Below are 18,029 nucleotides of genomic sequence, written 5' to 3'. Positions count from 1 at the left end.
ATTATAATACCTCCAATTTTTCTGAAGATGATTTATCCCAAAGGTCTGTAAACATCCAGCATCGAACTTCACTTCCATCTTGCGTGAGTTGAAATTCTGGAAGAGTATTGTGACATAGTTCTTTTGCATGTGTGCATCTATCAGCAAAGCGACATCCACTCGGCATATGGTATGGACTCGGTACGGACCCAGGAATAGTTTGTAATTCTTCTTGGTCTGTATCGAGTCTTGGGAGAGATTGAAGAAGTCCGATTGTATAAGGATGTTTTGGGCTAGTAAATATATGCTCGATATCTGCATATTCGACGATTTTTCCAGCGTACATAACGGCGACTCTATCGCATGTTTCTGACACGACTCCTAAGTCATGTGTGATCATGATAATTCCCATACCGAGTTGTTTTTGAAGTGATTTCATAAGTGATAATATTTGAGCTTGAATTGTTACATCAAGAGCAGTTGTTGGTTCGTCTGCAATGAGTAAATCTGGATTGCAAGCAAGTGCCATTGCAATCATAATGCGTTGTCGCATTCCTCCGCTTAGTTCATGTGGCTCTTGTTTTGCACGCTTTTCAGGAGAAGGAATTCCAACTAGTTTCAACATATCTACGGCTTTATTCCAAGCTTCCTTTTTATTTAATTTTTGATGGATACGAATTGCTTCTGCGATCTGTTCCCCAACAGAATATACTGGATTCAAAGATGTCATTGGTTCTTGGAAAATCATTGAGATTTGATTTCCACGAATTGCGCGCATTTCAGCTTCTTTTTGTTGTAATAAATCTTTTCCTTTAAATAAAATGCTGCCTTCAATTTTACTGCCACTTTCTCGGTCAATTAATCTCATAATGGATAGAGAAGTGATACTCTTCCCACAACCAGATTCACCTACGATACCGAGTGTTTCTCCTTTAGAAACAGAGAAATTTAAACCATCAACCGCTTTGCTTACACCTTCGTCTGTAAAGAAATGTGTTTTTAAATCTTTAACTTGTAATACCTCTTCCTTTTTATTCATGTTTGTGCACCCCCTTAATTAAGCTCAATACGTTTATTGAAATGACGGTATAAAATATCAACAATAAGATTGACTAGAACGAAGATGACCGAGGCGATTAATACGCCCCCTTGTAACATTGGTAAGTCTCTCATTCGGATGGCGTCTACGATTAATCTTCCAAGTCCATTTATAGCAAAAACTGATTCTACTAAAACTGTACCGCCTAAAAGTGCACCAAATTGTAATCCAACAACAGTAATAACGGGAATTAATGCGTTCCTCAAAGCATGTTTATATATAACGACTCTTTCTTTTACTCCTTTTGCTCTTGCTGTTCGTATATAATCTTGGCGTATAACATCAAGCATACTTGAGCGAGTCATACGTGCTACAATTGCTGCGCCAGATGCACCTAGTGTAAGTGCTGGTAAAACCATGTGCATCCAGGTTCCCCAACCAGAAACGGGGAATATTTGAATTTGGACAGAGAAGTAGAAAATGAGCATAAGTCCAAACCAAAAGCTTGGTAATGAGACACCTAACAAGGCGATAATCATAATAGAAACATCTGTCCAAGAATATTGCTTTGTAGCAGAGATGATGCCAGCAATCATCCCAAATACAACTGTAATGACGATACTATATAGGGCGAGTTCAATAGTGATTGGAAGGCGGATTAATACTTCGTCTAACACTGGACGGTTAGAACGAATTGAAACCCCGAAATCGCCTTGTAATATATTTCCGATATAAGAGAAATATTGCATGATAAAAGGTTTGTCCAATCCTAATTGGTGACGTATCTGCTGGACAGTTTCTTTTGATGCTCCTTCACCAGCGATAAGTAGAGCTGGGTCACCGGGTACCATTTGCATAATTAAGAAAACAACGAATACAACGCCGAAAAGAACGGGAATTAATTGTAGTATTCTACGAAATATAAACATTAGCATGTATAATGCCCCTTTCTATTTTTTAAGTCTCGGATCTAGTGCATCACGTAATCCGTCACCAAACATGTTTAAACCGATTACGAGTGTAGACATTGCGATTCCGGGAAACATTGCAATATGTGGTGCGGTAAATAAAAAGTCGCGTCCATTACTTAACATGGCACCCCATTCAGGTGAAGGTGGTTGCGCTCCAAGTCCTAAAAATGATAATCCAGCTGCAGATAAAATTGCTGTAGCTAAGCGTAAAGTAGCTTGGACGATAATAGGTGATAAGATGTTAGGGAATATGTGTTTCATAATAATAGTAAAATCATTTGCCCCTAGTGCTCTTATAGCATCGATATACTCTAATTTTTTTACTGTTAATGTAGAAGCTCTAACGATACGAGCGAACATAGGAATTGAGAAAAAGCCAATAGCGATAATTACGTTCACAAGACTTGGTCCTAGTGCGCCTACAATGGCAAGAGCAAGTAAAATACCAGGGAAAGCTAGCATAATATCAATGATTCGCATAATGATTGTGTCAAACCATCCACCGTAATAACCAGAAATGATACCAAGAATAATGCCGAACAATGCCCCTATAAATACAGAAGAAAATCCAACAAGTAATGAAAGGCGTGTCCCGTGTAAAAGGCGGCTTAAAATATCTCTGCCTTTATCATCTGTTCCCATCCAATGTTCCATAGATGGTGGTTGTAATTTGTTAACTAACTGAATATCAAATGGATTATAGGGTGCTAACAATGGGGCAAATATAGCTATTAAAATATAGAAAAGAACGATAATCCCTCCGATAAATGCCATCTTATTTTTTTTCAGTTTTCGATAGCTAATGATCCATTTCGATGTGTTCTTCGTTTGAATCGTTTGTAAAGAAGTATTTTCTTCTTTAGAAAGACGAACTTCCATTTTTCATACCTCCCTTTCTTTATGATTAAATTATCAGAAAATTAAAACGAGTCAACGAGTTTAAAACAATAAGTAAAGAAAATGCAAATAGAAGTAAAGATGTTTCAAAAAAATTCAGAAAATTCAATTAGTAAAGAAAATGCAAATAGAAGTAAAGATGTTTAAAAACTTTTTCCGTAAAGTTATTTATAATTACAAATACATAGACAAAATTGAAAAAAGAGAGGGTGGTGGAATGATCTGTTATTAGAAAGTAGGGAGATAGAAAGCTAGGTTTAAGGTTTCACTTTAGGATGTAGAGATAAAAGAAAGTGGAGGGGGAAGGGCGATGAGATTCAAAAGGGGACTTGTGATTTGTTTTATCACAATTTTATGTCTTTCAGTTTTTCTAGCGGGATGTTCATCTAACGCGAAGACAGGAAATGAAGGGTCAGGAAGCAAAGGGACAAAAGAAGGTGGCGTTTTAACAATTGCTAGACTGTCAGATGCTGATAATTTAGATCCGCATTTTATTACAAACATCCCTTCCGCAAGTGTTGTGTACCATAAAGTGTATGAAAATCTTGTACAACGAGATAAAAACATGGACTTTAAGCCGATGTTAGCAAAGGAATGGAAACAAATTGATGATTTAAATTGGGAATTTAAGTTGCAACAAGGAGTGACATTCCAAGATGGTGCACCATTTAATGCTGAGGCAGTAAAGAAAAACTTTGAACGTGTATTAGACCCGAAAGTAGGTTCAAATCGAGCAACTGTTTATTCCATGATTCAAGAAATAAAAGTAATTGATGAATACACAGTACAGTTCGTATTGAAATACCCATACTCACCTCTTTTATCTATTTTCGCAAGTAATGAAGGAAGTATTTTAAGTCCGAAAGCAATTGATGAAAAAGGAAAAGGCTTAGCGCAGCATCCGGTTGGGACAGGTCCATATACTTTTAAGTCATGGAAACCAGGTGAAGAAATTCGACTTGAAAAGAATAAAAATTATTGGGGCGAAAAATCAAAGGTTGATGAAGTTGTATTCAAAGTAGTACCAGAAGATGCAACACGTATTGGGATGATTGAAACTAGTGAAGCTCACATTGCAGAGAATTTACCTGTAACTGAAGTAGAGCGTGTGAAAAATTCACCATCCATGGAGTTAATTGAAAATGAAGGTTTAGGTGTAGAATATATTGGCTTTAATGTACGGAAAAAGCCATTTGATAACCCGCTCGTTCGTCAAGCGATTGCACATGCGATTGAAACGAAAGGGATTTTAAAAGGGGTATATAACAATGTTGGGACTGAAATAAACTCCGTAATGACTCCTAAAGTATTCGGTTATACGAAAGACGTAAAAGGATATAAGTATGACATTAATACTGCAAAAAAATTATTAGCGGATGCTGGTTATCCAAATGGATTTAAAGCAACAATTTGGACGAATGACAGCAAAGTTAGAATGGCGTTAGTGGAAGTAATTCAATCTCAATTAAAAGGGATTGGCGTTGATGTAGAAATTAAAGTTATGGAATATGGTGCGTTTTTAGCTGCAACGAATAAATCAGAACATGCGATGTTTGTTGGAGGTTGGGGAAACGCAACAGGTGATGGTGACTATAATCAATATAATTTATTCCATTCTAGTTCACACGGAGCAACTGGTAACCAATTCTTCTATAGTAATCCGGCAGTAGATAAATTAATAGAAGATGCTAGAAAAGAAAAAGATGAGACAAAGAGAAAAGAATTGTATAAACAGTTACAAGAGATTGAATTAAAAGATGCTTTGCTAGTACCAATTCGAGGGATTAATCATATTGCCGCAACTACGAAAAATATAAAAGGATTTTGGATTGATCCATCTGGGTATTTGCGACTGGAAGATGTAGAACTTTAGTAAAATAGGAAATTCTATCAGTGTAAAACACCATTTTACACTGATAGAAATTTTTATCTGTTTTTGTTTCGTTTGTGAAGTAGAAAATTCATATTGCGAAGGGAGATTGACAAAGTGAGTGTAAAATCACAATATTGGTTAACGAATGTGAAACTTGAATGTGGGTACGTATATGAGGAATCGCGAATTACAAGTACAGAAACGGAAATTTGTAGTTTGTTTATTGAAGATGGAAAGATTACGAAGATATTACCTGGGATTGTATCAGAGCAAGATGGTGAAGTAGTAAATGCAAATGGTTTACTGGCATTACCAGCATTTGAAGAAATGCATATTCATATTGATAAAACGTATTATGGTGGACCGTGGAAAGCATGTACACCAGTAAAGAGTATATTCACTCGTATTCATGAGGAGCAAACTATTCTTCCGAAGCAATTAGAAACTGCAAAGAGTAGAGCGGAGAAAATGTTGCAATTACTTCTTGAAAATGGAGCGACAAATATTCGAACACATTGCAATATTGACCCTGTAATTGGTCTTGGAAATTTAGAAGCAACGATTGCGGCACTGGAAACATATAAAGATAAGTTATCAGCAAAAATCGTAGCATTCCCGCAACACGGTTTGTTACGAAGTAATTCCGTAGGGCTTGTAAAAGACGCTATGCGTATGGGAGCTCATTTAGTAGGTGGAGTAGACCCAGCTACTGTAGACGGTAATATTGAAAAATCATTAAATACAATTATGGATATTGCAGTAGAGTTTGATTCAGACATTGATATTCATTTACATGACGCGGATCAACTCGGAACATTTACAATGAAGCGATTAGCTGCATTAACAGAAGAAGCAGGGTGGCAAGGAAGAGTTACGATTAGTCATGCTCTTGGACTTGGAGATGTATCTGTAGAAGAAGCGGAGGAAATGGCTGAACGACTTGCGGCATTAGGCATTGATATAACGTCAACAGTTCCAATTAGTAGACATGTAATTCCAGTTCCGCTATTAAATTGTAAAGGTGTAAAAGTTTCACTAGGAAACGATAGTATAACTGATCATTGGTCTCCATTTGGAACAGGAGATATGTTGCAAAAGGCAAATTGTCTAGCGGAGAGATTTAGATGGATTGACGAGCGCTCTTTAGGGAAAGCACTTCAGTTTATTACGGGCGGGAAATCTATATTAGATGATCAAGGAAATCGTCAATGGCCAAAAATTGGGGATGAAGCAAATATTGTCTTTACAGAAGCATCATGTTCAGCCGAGGTAGTAGCAAGACAAACAGAGCGTTGTGCTGTTTTATATAAAGGGAATGTTGTTGCTGGTAGTTTGCAAAAAGCGGCTATAAATAATCTTGTTTGAGAGGATGATTGAAATGCAAAATGTGTATTGGTTAACGAATGTACGATTAGAAATAGGTTACAAGTTTAATAATGAAGTAGTTACAGGTACAGAAACAGCTTTGCATCATTTACTCATACAAGATGGAAAGATTGAAAAGATTGTACTTGCGGATGTACCGCTTCAAACAGAATATGAAACGAAAGATGCGAAAGAATTGTTTGTTCTTCCATCGTTTGTGGAAAATCATTTTCACCTGGATAAGACAAAACTTGGTGGCCCATGGGAAGCGTGCACACCAGTAAAAAATATTATTGAGAGATTAGAGTTAGAACAGCAAGAGTTACCAATTTTAGCTCAAACAACTGGAGAGAGAGCAGAGTTATTACTCAGAAACATTTTAAATGCTGGTTCGACTCATATACGAACGCATGTAAATATTGATCCGTATATCGGTCTTAAAAACTTAGAATCTGTCCGTCAAACTTTAGAGAATATGAAAGGTGCGTTTACATATGAAATCGTAGCGTTCCCGCAGCATGGTTTACTTCGTACCGAAGCGCATTCTCTTATGAGAGAAGCGATGAAAATGGGCGCAACTTTAGTAGGTGGTGTAGATCCAGCTACTGTAGATAATAATATTGAAAAATCACTTTTTGATATGATGGAAATTGCTGTAGAGGCAAATGCAGATGTTGATTTGCATTTACATGATGCAGGGCATTTAGGTATTTATACAATTAAAAAATTAGCTCAATTTATAGAGGAGGCTAATTGGGACAGACGTGTCGCGGTCAGTCATGCGTTTAGTCTAGGTGATGTATCTAAAGAAGAAGGAGCAGATATGGCAGACTTATTAGCTGAGAGAGGAATGTCTATTATTACGACAGTACCAATTAACAGAAATATGCCGCCAGTACCATTGCTTACAGAAAAAGGAGTTTCCGTTTCTTTAGGTTGCGATAGTATGTTTGATTCATGGGGACCATTTGGAAATGCTGATATTTTTGAAAGAGTAGGGCGTTTAGCAGAAAAGTATCGCTGGATTGATGAGAAGTCTTTATCTTCTTCTTTGGCGTATATTACAGGTGGAAAAACGCCATTGGATCAAGAAGGAAATCAAGTTTGGCCTAAAGTAGGAGATAAAGCTGATTTCGTCTTCTTACAAGCTACTTGTTCAGCAGAAGCGATTGCTAGACGAGCGAAGCGACCAGCCGTGATGAAAGATGGGAAAATAGTAGCAGGTTCCTTGCAACATGTTCAAGGTGTATTGATTTGATTTACGTATCTCCCTAATTTATATATATTTTTTCAAGGGTTCCTAATGAAAGAATAGGAATCCTTCTTTTTTACGAGAAAAGGAGGGGAATAGGTGACACGTACATATATATTACTGTTTATATGTGTAGTAGTTTGGGGGAGTAATTTTATATTTGGTGCGATTTTAGTAAATACATTTCATCCGGTGTTGTTAACGACACTTCGCTTACTATTTATTAATTTGTTTTTTCTAGCGTACGCTATTATGTGTAAGAAAGACTTATATATAGAAAAGAATGAAATGAAAAGTGTATTATTAATTGGAATCATGGGTGTCGCGATTAATCAATGGTCTTTTTATGAAGGGTTACAAACAGCAGATCCAACAACAGCTGCGCTAATATTAGCACTTACTCCTGTTATGACTTCTATTCTAGCAGTATTTATTTTAAACGAACCGTTAACAGCTAAGTTAGTAATAGGAGGAGGGATTGCTACTTTTGGAGTATTTTTTGTAATTGGTGTTGGGCAGAGGTTCGTCTTTTCAGAAGGGTTAATATGGATTTTTATAACGATGCTATCTTTTTCTTTATCTATCGTTTTCATTCGGAAATTGGGGAACAGAGATGATATGTTTTTGATTACATTCTTTTCTTCAATTTTTGGTTTTTTAATTATGCTACCGTTTCTTGCTTTTACCTTTTCTCACATAACGTTGAAATACTCTATAGAGAGTTGGGCGCTTCTCATTGTGACAGCAATACTTATGCATGGAATTTGTACATTAGTTTGGAATAATCAATTGAGAAAAGCACAGGCATCAACAGCAGCCATGTTTTTAAATTTAGAACCATTCGTTACGATGGTGGTAGGTTATATTATATTGCAGAAAAGTGTAACAGCCATTCAAATAATTGGAGCTGTTTTTATCGTTTGTGGAGTTTATATTGCAACATTTGGATACGGGAAGAAATCGAGGGGACAAAAAGTGTTGTTTCGAAAAGCTACGTAATAGTATAGCGTGTATTTCTGTGTGAAATGTATGGAAGGGATGAAAAATTTGGACAATCAACATAACCAAAATCATATTATGGGAACCTTGCAATGGTTTATATTTTTATTGGCGAATTCAATCGCACTACCAATTGTCGTTGGCGGATTATTTCATCTTACGACAGAAGAAATATTTTATTTGATGCAGCGTACGTTTTTTGTAGTTGGTATATCTTCTTTTTTACAAGGGTGGCTTGGACATAGACTTCCAATTGCGGATGGACCAGCTGGATCTTGGGTTGGAGTATTTACCGTACTTGCTTATGCAACTGTCGGGCAAAACCAATTACATAGTACATTGCAAATTTTAGAATTAGGAATGATAATTTCCGGTGTTATTTTAATAGGATTAGGAGTAACTGGTTTTATCGGACGTATTTTATTTTTATTTACGCCGCTTGTGACAGGGACGTTTTTACTTTTATTATGTTTACAATTAAGCGGTGTATTTTTAAAAGGAATGCTAGGAATTACTGCTACTGCTTCCCAAATCGATGGATTTACAGCGATAATCGCGTTTAGTATATTTTTGTTCGTTATTATACTATCTAATTTTGGAAAAGGTTTTGTCAAAAGTTATGCGGTTTTAATAGGATTAATTAGTGGATGGATTCTTTTTCTAATGGCAGGAAAAGTTACGATTCCATCTCAAGTAACTCATTTTGTGCAACTTCCGCAAATATTTGCTTGGGGATTTCCAAAGTGGAATACAGGTATGGCAGTATCAAGTTTCGTTATGGTATGTATTTTAGTTTCAAATACAGTAGCAGCTATTATAGCAATTAATCAAGCTACCATTCAAAAAGCGACTATTGAACAGAAACAGTTGAAGGATGGTACGTGGGTTGGAGGGATTTCGCACATCATTTCTTCCGTATTTTCAACTGTAGGTGTCGTTCCGTTACCAGCAACGGCAGGATTTATTCGCTTAACAAAACAAAAATATATACGATCGTTCTTACTAGCATGTATGTTACTAGTCATAATGTCGATGTTTCCGAGTGTTATTCGTTACTTAGCATCGTTACCATCCGCTGTTGCATCTGCAGTTTTAATGGCTTCATTCGTACAGCTAATTGGAATTGGGTTAAATAATATAAAACAAGTGGAGCTTAATGAAAGGAATGTAACGATTTTAGGCATTGCAGTATTATTTGGCAGCGGTGTTATGTTTTTACCGTCTGGAGCGCTCCAATCCTTACCGTCTGTTATGCAATATATATTCGGAAATGGTTTGTTCGTAGGTACAGTTGTCAGCATATTACTAGAACAAATATGGCGTACCGAAAAGTAAGTGGATACAAAGAGTGAATGCAATGTATAAAAGTCTAAAATAACATGAGAAATAAAGCCCATTTTTATTCACCACCCGCACATTTCATTCATACAATATCTTGACTAAATAAACACCCAACTTACACATACACGGCTCTGGCTTAAGCAAGGAGGGTTATACCAGTTGAAGGAAAAAGCGTATCAATCTAAACCGTTACTCACAAAGAGAGAGAGAGAAGTATTTGAATTGCTGGTTCAAGATAAAACAACAAAAGAAATTGCGGGTGAACTTTTTATCAGTGAAAAAACAGTACGCAACCACATCTCAAACGCAATGCAAAAGCTAGGAGTTAAAGGACGTTCACAAGCAGTTGTTGAGCTTCTTCGCATGGGAGAGCTCGAACTATAAGAAAGCAGCCGACTTTTATGTAAAGAGTCGGCTATTTTTCTGTCTAAATTTTGAACTTAAAAAAGGTATCTCAGACTTTGAGAGAGAAGGTATGTTTAAGAAAAAAACGTTAAAAATAACTATTTTAAACATGATGAGGAAAAAGCTGTACATTTAGAAAAGCGAGTTCCGTTTTTATTAGAAAGTAAATTGAAAGAAGAAGGGGCTTTGTTTTATGTTGCTCCAAATTTCACGCCGCATGTCGTAGTAGATGGGCATTTAATTACAGGGCAAAATCCGCAGTCTAGTATGGAAATAGGAAAAGATATAAGAAGAGCTGTAAATAAATTATAGAAAAAGTGCTCGCTACTCATAAAGGTAGCGGGTATTTTTTCTATAGTGTAAATGGAAAATCCCTTAAACTAAAAAGAGGTATTGAGTATAGTGACTTCATTTATAATTAATGTGGCGTTATGTGCTAATTTATTATTATTGCCCTTACTGTTAGGAAGAGTGCACGGATTGTCGCCATTTGTTATCGGAATTGTATTGTTTGTTGCATCACTCTTTGGTATTGTGTCTAGTTTTATTACTGGAAAGATTGTCCCTTCGTTTGGACATGTGAATATGACTTATGTAGCGTCTGTCATTATGATTGTTGGCTTTTTAATTTTAGGGTTTATTCCGAATGGAAGTATAGTCGTTATTATATTGGCGATTATTTTAACGTTTATGAGTTATTCAGCCATTCAAGTATCATTAAACACATTTATACCGAAAACATTACATTCAGCTAAAGTTGGAGTAGGTCTTGGTTTATATAATTTAATTAATTTTTTCGGTATGGCATTTGGACCAGCTGTAGCAAGCAAAATTATGGAATCTACAAATAGTTATCGTTTGAATTTTATTTTAATCGTTATGTTAATTTCTGCTCATTTCTTCTTATTAATAGGAATGTCTTCTTTCCAAAAAAAGATGGAGCATTAAATATGTACTTTATATAGAAGAAACCGACTTTCCTATAGAAGGTCGGTTATTTTTCTGTCTTGCAAATTATGAAAAAAAGGAGCAAAATAAAAAAGGTCCTAGTCTATACAGGTACAAATGAAAATTTTCATACAGAAGCAGTTTAAGTTAGCGAACTTAAAGTTTGTAAAATATAATGATAAAATAAGATGATGAATGAGAAAACGGGTGATGAAGTTGAATAGAGCAATCGGTGTTATCGATTCAGGAGTTGGTGGTTTAACAGTAGCGAAGGAATTAATTCGTCAGTTGCCGAAAGAGCGCATTATATATTTAGGGGATACAGCACGTTGCCCTTATGGTCCGCGTTCTCGAGAAGAAGTGCGTCAATTTACGTGGGAAATGACGGAGCATTTACTAGATTTAAATATCAAAATGTTAGTTATTGCGTGTAATACAGCAACTGCAGTTGTATTAGAAGAGATGCAGAAACAATTACCAATTCCGGTGGTAGGAGTTATTCACCCAGGATCACGTACAGCTTTAAAAATGACAAACACGTATCATGTTGGGATTATTGGAACAATCGGAACGGTGAAAAGTGGTGCATACGAAGAAGCGCTAAAGTCTATTAATAACCGTGTTATGGTAGAAAGTTTAGCGTGTCCGCCTTTCGTTGAGCTTGTAGAGAGTGGTAATTTCGAAAGTGAAATGGCATATGAAGTTGTAAGAGAAACGTTGCAACCGCTGAAGAATACTGATATTGATACACTTATTTTAGGTTGTACACATTATCCAATTTTAGGCCCTGTTATTAAACAAGTAATGGGAGATAAAGTGCAACTAATTAGTTCTGGTGATGAAACGGCGCGTGAAGTAAGTACAATTTTATACCATAGTAAAATGTTGAATGAGGGAGAGGAACAAAGTGATCATCTCTTCTTAACAACAGGAAAAATAGGTCTATTTAAAGAAATTGCATCAAAATGGTTCGGTCAACCGATTGAAAATGTGAAACATATTCATTTAGAAAAAGAATAATAGTAGAATCCATATAAGTAAACTCCTGAGAAATCAGGAGTTTTTTTGTTTATAGGAAGCACAGCTTGTTCTAAAAAATGAAACAGCTCGTATACATAATAGTACAAACTTAGATTTTAGGGGGGAATGGCATGCCTAAATCCACTTTTAAATGGGTTGTTGGTGCTACTGTGAGCGCTGTTTTACTAACAGGGTGTGGCTTTATAAATCAGGAGAAAGCAACGGAACAAATTGATCCGCCAAAACAAGTTACGTATACAGAGGGTGGAAAGAAAGAAGTAGCTAAGAAAGATAAGCAAGGACAAACGGTGAATAGAGAACTATACCTTGTTGATAAAAATGGCTATGTTGTGCCGCAAACGTTAGCTATACCTACTCCGAAAGCAAATGAGGTCATTCAGCAAACGTTAGAGTACCTTGTGAAAGATGGACCGGTAACGAATTTATTACCGAATGGGTTCCGTGCAGTCATTCCAGCGAATACATCGATGACCCTAAATTTGAAAAAAGATGGGACGGCAGTCATTGATTTCTCTAAAGAAATGAAAAACTATGCGAAAGAGGAAGAACGTCAAATCATTGAATCTATTGCATGGACGTTGACGCAATTTAAAGAAATAAAACAAGTGCAGTTCCAAATAAATGGTGAGAAATTGGCGAAGATGCCTGTTGGTGGTACACCGCTTGGTGAAGGCGTGAGCCGTGCGAACGGTATCAACTTCGATGATGAACAAGTAGCGGATGTAACAAATACAAAACCAGTTACCCTTTATTTTATGGCGCAAAATAATAATAAACAGCAATACTACGTACCAGTAACACGCCGCGTTGTAGAAGGAAAAGAAAATGATTATGCAACCATTATAGATGAACTTGTAAAAGGACCGATTCATCAATCGCTCCTGAATGATTTCAATCCAGGAGTTAAGCTGATTACGAATCCGAAATTACAAGACGGAAATCTTACATTAAACTTTAATGAAAATATATTTATAAACCCAGATAAAAATATGGTTTCAAATTACGTATTGAAGTCATTAGTTTTATCTTTAACAGAAAAGAAAGGCGTAAAAAGTGTTTCTATTGAAGTGAATGGTAAAGCGAATCTTATAGATGAAAAGGGCGGAAAATTAATAAAACCTGTAGATCGTCCAGAAAACGTGAATACAGGTAGTTTTTAATCGTCGATAATTTGATATACTTAAGTAAGAAAGAGGAATTGCTTTTTGGGTTCCTCTTCTTTTATTGTATACATATCATACATTTAAATTTGGCTATACTAACAAATAGTTATGAGGAGGTTATTTTTATGCGAGTAGATGGTAGAGAGAAAACAGAATTACGCCATATACATATTCATACGAATTATTTAAAACATCCAGAAGGATCAGTGTTAATTGAGGTTGGGGATACAAAGGTAATTTGCTCAGCGACAATTGAAGAGCGTGTCCCGCCGTTTATGCGTGGAGAAGGAAAGGGCTGGGTAACAGCTGAATACGCGATGATTCCACGTGCAACAGAGCAACGTACAATAAGGGAATCAAGCAAAGGGAAAGTAACAGGGCGTACAATGGAAATCCAGCGCTTAATTGGACGAGCATTACGTGCGGTAGTTGACTTAGAAGCACTTGGTGAGAGAACGGTTTGGATTGATTGTGATGTTATTCAAGCTGATGGTGGAACGAGAACAGCTTCTATTACAGGTGCATATGTAGCAATGGTATTAGCTTTCGAGAAGTTATTACAAGCAGAAAAAGTATCTAAAATTCCAGTGAAAGATTATTTAGCAGCAACTTCAGTAGGGATTGTGGAAGAGCAAGGTGTTGTTTTAGATTTAAACTATGCAGAAGATTCTAAAGCAGACGTTGATATGAACGTAATTATGACTGGAAAAGGCCAGTTTGTTGAAGTACAAGGAACTGGAGAAGAAGCGACGTTCAGCAGAGCGCAGTTAAATGAATTACTTGATGCTGCAGAACAAGGCATTTTCCAACTGATTGACATGCAAAAAGAAGCGTTAGGTGACATCGTATCTCATATAGAGTAGAGGTGGAAAATATGAAACAAGTTGTTGTAGCGACAAAAAATATGGGGAAAGTACGTGAATTTGCTGAGTTATTTGAGCGATTTGATTTAGAAGTGAAATCATTACACGATTTTCCTCATATTGAAGAAGTAGAAGAAACTGGTGAAACATTTGAAGAAAATGCGATCTTAAAAGCGGATAGTTTGAGTAGACAGTTGAATGCAATCGTAATTGCGGATGATTCAGGTCTTATTGTAGATGCTTTAAACGGGAAACCAGGCGTATATTCAGCTCGTTTTGCTGGAGAACCGAAAGATGATCAAGCGAATATTGATAAAGTTTTACAAGAATTAAATGAAGTAACGTTTGAAAAGCGTAAAGCTCGTTTCTACTGTGCATTAGCAGTTGCTTTCCCTGAAGGGGATAAAAAGCCTGTCATTGTAAACGGGACATGTGAAGGATTTATTTTAGAACAACGCCGCGGGGAAAACGGCTTTGGATATGATCCGATTTTTTATGTGGAAGAATATAAAAAAGCGATGGCGGAACTAAGTTCAGATGAGAAAAATGCTATTAGTCACCGCGGACGTGCTCTACGTAAGCTAGAAGAAAAAATCCCTGAATGGTTTTTAGGAGAATAAGGGAGAGAGATTGATGAAAGCTTTAATCGTAAGCGATAGTCATAGCTCTGTGAAGGAATTACAGCAGTTAAAAGAGAAGTATGAAGGGAAAGTAGATATCATGATTCATTGCGGTGATTCAGAGCTAACGCCTGCTCATGAAGAGCTGCAAGGTTTCCATGTGGTAAAAGGGAATTGTGATTATGCTAACTTTCAAGATGAAATTGTAACTGATGTAGACGGCATTCGTTTCGTAGTTGTGCACGGACATCGTCATAACGTGAAAATGACGTTACAAACATTAGCGTACCGTGCAGAAGAAGTAGGGGCGCAAGTTGCATGCTTCGGACACTCTCACGTATTAGGTGCGGAATTAATCGACGGCGTTTTATTTATTAATCCAGGCAGTATTTTATTACCGCGTCAGCGTGTAGAAAAGACATTTGCCTTATTAGAAATGGATGAAAATCAAATGGAAGTTCGTTTTGAAACACTAGACGGACAGCTAGTTGAACAAGCAGTTTTTAAAAGAGGATAATAAAAATTATCCTCTTTTAAAAAAGGTGTTGACTTTATGTATGGTTATACATATAATAAATATTGTCGATAGGGCAAAAGCGCTAACGAAGAAAAATAAAATAACATATGCGGGTGTAGTTTAGTGGTAAAACAAGAGCCTTCCAAGCTCTGGTCGAGAGTTCGATTCTCTTCACCCGCTCCATGTCCCAGTAGCTCAGCCGGATAGAGCATACGCCTTCTAAGCGTACGGTCGGGAGTTCGAATCTCTCCTGGGACGCTAAGAAAACCTTGTTATCTTTTGATAACAAGGTTTTTTGTTTGTCTACAAATTGATGTATGTGCAAGAGGTTTAAAAATATTATAACGAGATATATGATAATGAGTATATGCAACAGATTAAAGTGCATTAAAAAGAGCGCTTAAAAACGCTCTTTGCTAGTCAGTTATATTATTTGTTTGTTCAGACTCATCAAATGGTTTATGCACGTATTGAAAACCGTATCCAGCTTCAACGAGAACCTCATCAACCTTTTCTAAAAATTCTTTGCCCCATTCAGTAAAAAGATATTTCCCGAATATCTTAATAACAAAACCATACCCTTTTACTTCAGGATACCTTTCGTAAACCTCGTCACTTTCTATAAAGCCCAAATACAAATTGATTTTTTCTTGCAGTAATTCAATATGTTTTTCCTCATCAGACCAGTCTAATTCATCAGCGATGACTAAATAGGCTATTTTTTCTTCTTTATTGTAGCCCATAAAATCAACTTTTTCTAATTCGTATAAAGACATAAGTACACCTCTTATCTATTGTTTTCTTCTAATTTCAACTTTAGTTGGAGGTATTTCCGTACCGCCTACAAAAGGTGGTTTCCCTTTGCCTCAACTATTCTTATATCTTCTAGATCTTTATTGGCTCCTAGAAAATCAAGTCTTGTCTTTATTCCTGTTTTATCAGTCTTTAAAGTTATTTGTTCTACTACTGTATCTACCTCTTTTGAGAAGTCCTTATGTACTTCTTTTTCAAAGGCTTTCCCAGCTTCTTGATTTATTCCTATTTGTACCTGGCTTTGGGCTTTTACTGCTTCTCCTATAATATTTTCACAAGAAAATGATACCATATCTATACATTAGCTAGTGTATGTTAAACAAGCGATGAAAGAATCGCTTATATATTGTAGATAATAGGTGGGCCGGAAGTTCGGATCTCTCCTGGGACGCTAAAAATTGATGTTTTGGTGTAAGAGATGGGGGTAGGAATGAAATAGCATAATTAATACGAGTGAAAGATTATCACAAGAAGTGATTACTTATAAGTTTCGCGTCTAGTTTGGGTTATAATTGTAGCTCATTCTTAATATCTGTAACCTTTCCTTCGATATTAAGCAGTTGTATATGTAATTCTTTTTCTTAAATAAAAGGAGCATCGTTTATGCGCCCTGTTCCTCATAGTATTTAATTTAAAGAATCAATAGGTTTATGATGGAAATCGAATTCATATCCAGATGCCCCTAATTAATCACTTACAATGTTATAAAACTTTTTACCATTCTAGTACGATTGAGCATCCGTTGTCGGAACTTATCCCCGGCAGTGTGTTACAATTAATAGAAGCGGAAAACGAGAATCTCCAATTGTGACTGGACGTGTGATTGGTTGGACAGTTTAAGAAGGTTGTATAAAAAAGGGAGATGGCGCAAAGATGGCGAGAGCAAAAGAGAATGATTTAACGGAGAAATTGGCAGAAGGTCAACGTAAATATGGTGACGGCAACTTTACAATACAGAACATCGGTGATGAAACTAACCCGAATTGGACTGTCGTAAAAAATGTGAGGAAGGGATCGGCAGGCATTCGCGAAGAGGAAGATATATTAAGACTGCGATCAAAATATATAAAATAGTACGGAAATGGGCGGGTCAGGAGTTCGAATCTCTTCTGGGGCGCTAAGAAAACCTTGTTATCTTTTGATAACAAGGTTTTTGTTTGTTTTAAATTAATTATTAATAAACTTCTCAAAGACAAAACCATAATCTTTCACGTTATATTGTTTCTTCGTATCAACGAGCCAGTTAAAGGCGATTTCGTTTATTTCTTTAAATTGTTCTGCCAAATTTACTTGTGCGTTTGAAATACGGCTAAAAGCATTAGATGCCATATCTAGACTTTTATGTGCATACTGCAATGTGATGTCGTTGTCGTATGAAATTTCTTCGATTTTAAGTAAAGCCTTATATAAATCTTTTAATTCTTCAATATGTTTTTTATGAACATCAATTGAGTAATGCTCATCGCCCATTTGAAACTTAATTTCTACATCTAAATCAATCGTTCCGGCAGTTTCAAGTGCTACGTTTTTAATTTGATATTTGCTATAACTAAAGCGGCGTAATGTACGTTTTTTACTTGTCGCACTTGTGCCATCTAGGTGAATTAATCCTTTGTTTGTGAAACAATATTCATCTGATTTTGATTTGATTAGAAAATAAATTTTCTCCCCATCTTCATGCATCACGTAATCATCGGCATCAACTTTATCGTAATCTTTCGGTGTAATGACAGAACCTACATCGCTTAATCCTAAAACATCTGCAGCCATTTTTTTAAACATACATAATCCCCCTTTTAAATTAAATTCTTAATTGTATAAAAATATATTAACATGATTTCGATAAAGTGTTTTCTTATAATTAAAAATATTTGAAGGGAAGTTGAGAAAAGGAACGAATAATTATTTCAATCCAAAATTATTTAGTAAATCTATTAGTTTAA

Annotated in this window: 18 protein-coding genes, 2 tRNA genes and 2 pseudogenes; 16 read left to right on the top strand and 6 right to left on the bottom strand. The window is 36.1% G+C overall.

Annotated elements, in window-relative coordinates; genetic code table 11:
* Nucleotide 1: 1 nt before the first annotated feature.
* Genes V7S50_RS07155 through nikC form a run of 3 tightly spaced genes read right to left on the bottom strand, consistent with a single transcriptional unit; the run spans nucleotide 2 to nucleotide 2,868 of the window.
* On the bottom strand, nucleotides 2-1,018 hold the full coding sequence (locus V7S50_RS07155; RefSeq protein WP_242252579.1) for an ABC transporter ATP-binding protein: 1,017 nt from the start codon (nucleotides 1,016-1,018) through the stop codon (nucleotides 2-4).
* Between the two features lie 14 nt (nucleotides 1,019-1,032).
* Nucleotides 1,033-1,953, bottom strand: a complete 921-nt coding sequence (gene nikB / locus V7S50_RS07150) for a nickel ABC transporter permease (RefSeq protein WP_242252581.1) — start codon at nucleotides 1,951-1,953, stop codon at nucleotides 1,033-1,035.
* Nucleotides 1,954-1,968: 15 nt separating this feature from the next.
* The gene (nikC, locus tag V7S50_RS07145) at nucleotides 1,969-2,868 is read right to left on the bottom strand and encodes a nickel transporter permease (RefSeq protein WP_000453816.1); all 900 of its coding nucleotides are present in this window, start codon (nucleotides 2,866-2,868) and stop codon (nucleotides 1,969-1,971) included.
* A 328-nt stretch (nucleotides 2,869-3,196) separates the two neighbouring features.
* Between nikC and V7S50_RS07140 the strand changes: the two genes are divergently transcribed.
* From V7S50_RS07140 to V7S50_RS07070, 15 genes and pseudogenes are all read left to right on the top strand, one after another.
* A complete protein-coding gene (locus V7S50_RS07140) occupies nucleotides 3,197-4,759 on the top strand; it encodes a glutathione ABC transporter substrate-binding protein (RefSeq protein WP_242252583.1) in 1,563 nt (520 codons plus the stop codon).
* Nucleotides 4,760-4,873: 114 nt separating this feature from the next.
* A complete protein-coding gene (locus V7S50_RS07135; RefSeq protein ID WP_242252584.1) occupies nucleotides 4,874-6,124 on the top strand; it encodes an amidohydrolase family protein in 1,251 nt (416 codons plus the stop codon).
* Between the two features lie 13 nt (nucleotides 6,125-6,137).
* Nucleotides 6,138-7,382 carry an amidohydrolase family protein gene (locus V7S50_RS07130; protein ID WP_242252638.1) on the top strand — a complete coding sequence of 415 codons (1,245 nt, stop codon included), beginning with the start codon at nucleotides 6,138-6,140 and terminating at the stop codon, nucleotides 7,380-7,382.
* 93 nt (nucleotides 7,383-7,475) lie between these two features.
* Nucleotides 7,476-8,375 (top strand): DMT family transporter, encoded by a 900-nt coding sequence (locus V7S50_RS07125; RefSeq protein WP_242252585.1) that lies wholly within the window; start codon nucleotides 7,476-7,478, stop codon nucleotides 8,373-8,375.
* 30 nt (nucleotides 8,376-8,405) lie between these two features.
* Nucleotides 8,406-9,710, top strand: a complete 1,305-nt coding sequence (locus tag V7S50_RS07120) for a purine/pyrimidine permease (protein WP_242252586.1) — start codon at nucleotides 8,406-8,408, stop codon at nucleotides 9,708-9,710.
* A gap of 165 nt (nucleotides 9,711-9,875) precedes the next feature.
* Entirely contained in the window at nucleotides 9,876-10,100 is a 225-nt protein-coding gene (gerE, locus tag V7S50_RS07115) for a spore germination transcription factor GerE (protein ID WP_000659484.1), read from the top strand.
* 123 nt (nucleotides 10,101-10,223) lie between these two features.
* Nucleotides 10,224-10,433, top strand: a pseudogene (locus V7S50_RS07110) (type 1 glutamine amidotransferase domain-containing protein); the annotation flags it as partial.
* 87 nt (nucleotides 10,434-10,520) lie between these two features.
* A pseudogene (locus V7S50_RS07105) lies at nucleotides 10,521-11,069 on the top strand (MFS transporter); the annotation flags it as partial.
* 210 nt (nucleotides 11,070-11,279) lie between these two features.
* Nucleotides 11,280-12,089: a glutamate racemase gene (gene racE, locus V7S50_RS07100; RefSeq protein ID WP_060632430.1), complete on the top strand. Its 810-nt coding sequence runs from the start codon at nucleotides 11,280-11,282 to the stop codon at nucleotides 12,087-12,089.
* 131 nt (nucleotides 12,090-12,220) lie between these two features.
* Nucleotides 12,221-13,270 carry a spore germination protein GerM gene (gene gerM / locus V7S50_RS07095; protein WP_063224815.1) on the top strand — a complete coding sequence of 350 codons (1,050 nt, stop codon included), beginning with the start codon at nucleotides 12,221-12,223 and terminating at the stop codon, nucleotides 13,268-13,270.
* A gap of 128 nt (nucleotides 13,271-13,398) precedes the next feature.
* Nucleotides 13,399-14,136, top strand: a complete 738-nt coding sequence (gene rph / locus V7S50_RS07090; protein ID WP_001261765.1) for a ribonuclease PH — start codon at nucleotides 13,399-13,401, stop codon at nucleotides 14,134-14,136.
* An 11-nt stretch (nucleotides 14,137-14,147) separates the two neighbouring features.
* A complete protein-coding gene (locus tag V7S50_RS07085; protein WP_242252587.1) occupies nucleotides 14,148-14,756 on the top strand; it encodes an XTP/dITP diphosphatase in 609 nt (202 codons plus the stop codon).
* A gap of 13 nt (nucleotides 14,757-14,769) precedes the next feature.
* Nucleotides 14,770-15,273, top strand: a complete 504-nt coding sequence (locus tag V7S50_RS07080; RefSeq protein ID WP_000645495.1) for a metallophosphoesterase — start codon at nucleotides 14,770-14,772, stop codon at nucleotides 15,271-15,273.
* Nucleotides 15,274-15,382: 109 nt separating this feature from the next.
* Nucleotides 15,383-15,456, top strand: a tRNA-Gly gene (locus V7S50_RS07075).
* A gap of 1 nt (nucleotide 15,457) precedes the next feature.
* Nucleotides 15,458-15,531: transfer RNA gene (locus V7S50_RS07070), tRNA-Arg, on the top strand.
* Nucleotides 15,532-15,689: 158 nt separating this feature from the next.
* Here the strand turns inward: V7S50_RS07070 and V7S50_RS07065 are convergent.
* Together V7S50_RS07065 and V7S50_RS07060 are read right to left on the bottom strand one after the other, a co-directional pair.
* Nucleotides 15,690-16,049, bottom strand: a complete 360-nt coding sequence (locus V7S50_RS07065) for a DUF6572 domain-containing protein (protein ID WP_242252588.1) — start codon at nucleotides 16,047-16,049, stop codon at nucleotides 15,690-15,692.
* Between the two features lie 65 nt (nucleotides 16,050-16,114).
* On the bottom strand, nucleotides 16,115-16,378 hold the full coding sequence (locus V7S50_RS07060; RefSeq protein ID WP_242252589.1) for a hypothetical protein: 264 nt from the start codon (nucleotides 16,376-16,378) through the stop codon (nucleotides 16,115-16,117).
* A 581-nt stretch (nucleotides 16,379-16,959) separates the two neighbouring features.
* On the opposite strand from V7S50_RS07060, the gene V7S50_RS07055 reads away from it, so the two are divergent.
* Nucleotides 16,960-17,160, top strand: coding sequence for a hypothetical protein (locus V7S50_RS07055; RefSeq protein ID WP_000090056.1), 201 nt, complete (start codon nucleotides 16,960-16,962; stop codon nucleotides 17,158-17,160).
* 93 nt (nucleotides 17,161-17,253) lie between these two features.
* Here V7S50_RS07055 and V7S50_RS07050 read toward each other — a convergent pair whose 3' ends face one another.
* Nucleotides 17,254-17,868 carry a PH domain-containing protein gene (locus V7S50_RS07050; protein WP_000473867.1) on the bottom strand — a complete coding sequence of 205 codons (615 nt, stop codon included), beginning with the start codon at nucleotides 17,866-17,868 and terminating at the stop codon, nucleotides 17,254-17,256.
* Between the last annotated feature and the right edge of the window lie 161 nt (nucleotides 17,869-18,029).

The sequence above is a fragment of the Bacillus sp. CCNWLW194 genome (assembly GCF_037120585.1).
Taxonomy (GTDB): domain Bacteria; phylum Bacillota; class Bacilli; order Bacillales; family Bacillaceae_G; genus Bacillus_A; species Bacillus_A basilensis.
This window is presented reverse-complemented; position numbering and strand designations above follow the sequence as displayed.

Excerpts from the sequence above, each read along its gene's own strand:
- V7S50_RS07080 (WP_000645495.1), top strand. The coding sequence starts at position 14,770 with ATGAAAGCTTTAATCGTAAGCGATAGTCATAGCTCTGTGAAGGAATTA.
- V7S50_RS07055 (WP_000090056.1), top strand. The coding sequence starts at position 16,960 with ATGGCGAGAGCAAAAGAGAATGATTTAACGGAGAAATTGGCAGAAGGT.
- V7S50_RS07130 (WP_242252638.1), top strand. The coding sequence starts at position 6,138 with ATGCAAAATGTGTATTGGTTAACGAATGTACGATTAGAAATAGGTTAC.
- racE (WP_060632430.1), top strand. The coding sequence starts at position 11,280 with ATGAAGTTGAATAGAGCAATCGGTGTTATCGATTCAGGAGTTGGTGGT.
- V7S50_RS07060 (WP_242252589.1), bottom strand. The coding sequence starts at position 16,378 with ATGGTATCATTTTCTTGTGAAAATATTATAGGAGAAGCAGTAAAAGCC.
- V7S50_RS07120 (WP_242252586.1), top strand. The coding sequence starts at position 8,406 with ATGGAAGGGATGAAAAATTTGGACAATCAACATAACCAAAATCATATT.
- gerM (WP_063224815.1), top strand. The coding sequence starts at position 12,221 with ATGCCTAAATCCACTTTTAAATGGGTTGTTGGTGCTACTGTGAGCGCT.
- nikC (WP_000453816.1), bottom strand. The coding sequence starts at position 2,868 with ATGGAAGTTCGTCTTTCTAAAGAAGAAAATACTTCTTTACAAACGATT.
- nikB (WP_242252581.1), bottom strand. The coding sequence starts at position 1,953 with ATGCTAATGTTTATATTTCGTAGAATACTACAATTAATTCCCGTTCTT.
- V7S50_RS07155 (WP_242252579.1), bottom strand. The coding sequence starts at position 1,018 with ATGAATAAAAAGGAAGAGGTATTACAAGTTAAAGATTTAAAAACACAT.
- V7S50_RS07065 (WP_242252588.1), bottom strand. The coding sequence starts at position 16,049 with ATGTCTTTATACGAATTAGAAAAAGTTGATTTTATGGGCTACAATAAA.
- rph (WP_001261765.1), top strand. The coding sequence starts at position 13,399 with ATGCGAGTAGATGGTAGAGAGAAAACAGAATTACGCCATATACATATT.
- V7S50_RS07085 (WP_242252587.1), top strand. The coding sequence starts at position 14,148 with ATGAAACAAGTTGTTGTAGCGACAAAAAATATGGGGAAAGTACGTGAA.
- V7S50_RS07050 (WP_000473867.1), bottom strand. The coding sequence starts at position 17,868 with ATGTTTAAAAAAATGGCTGCAGATGTTTTAGGATTAAGCGATGTAGGT.
- V7S50_RS07140 (WP_242252583.1), top strand. The coding sequence starts at position 3,197 with ATGAGATTCAAAAGGGGACTTGTGATTTGTTTTATCACAATTTTATGT.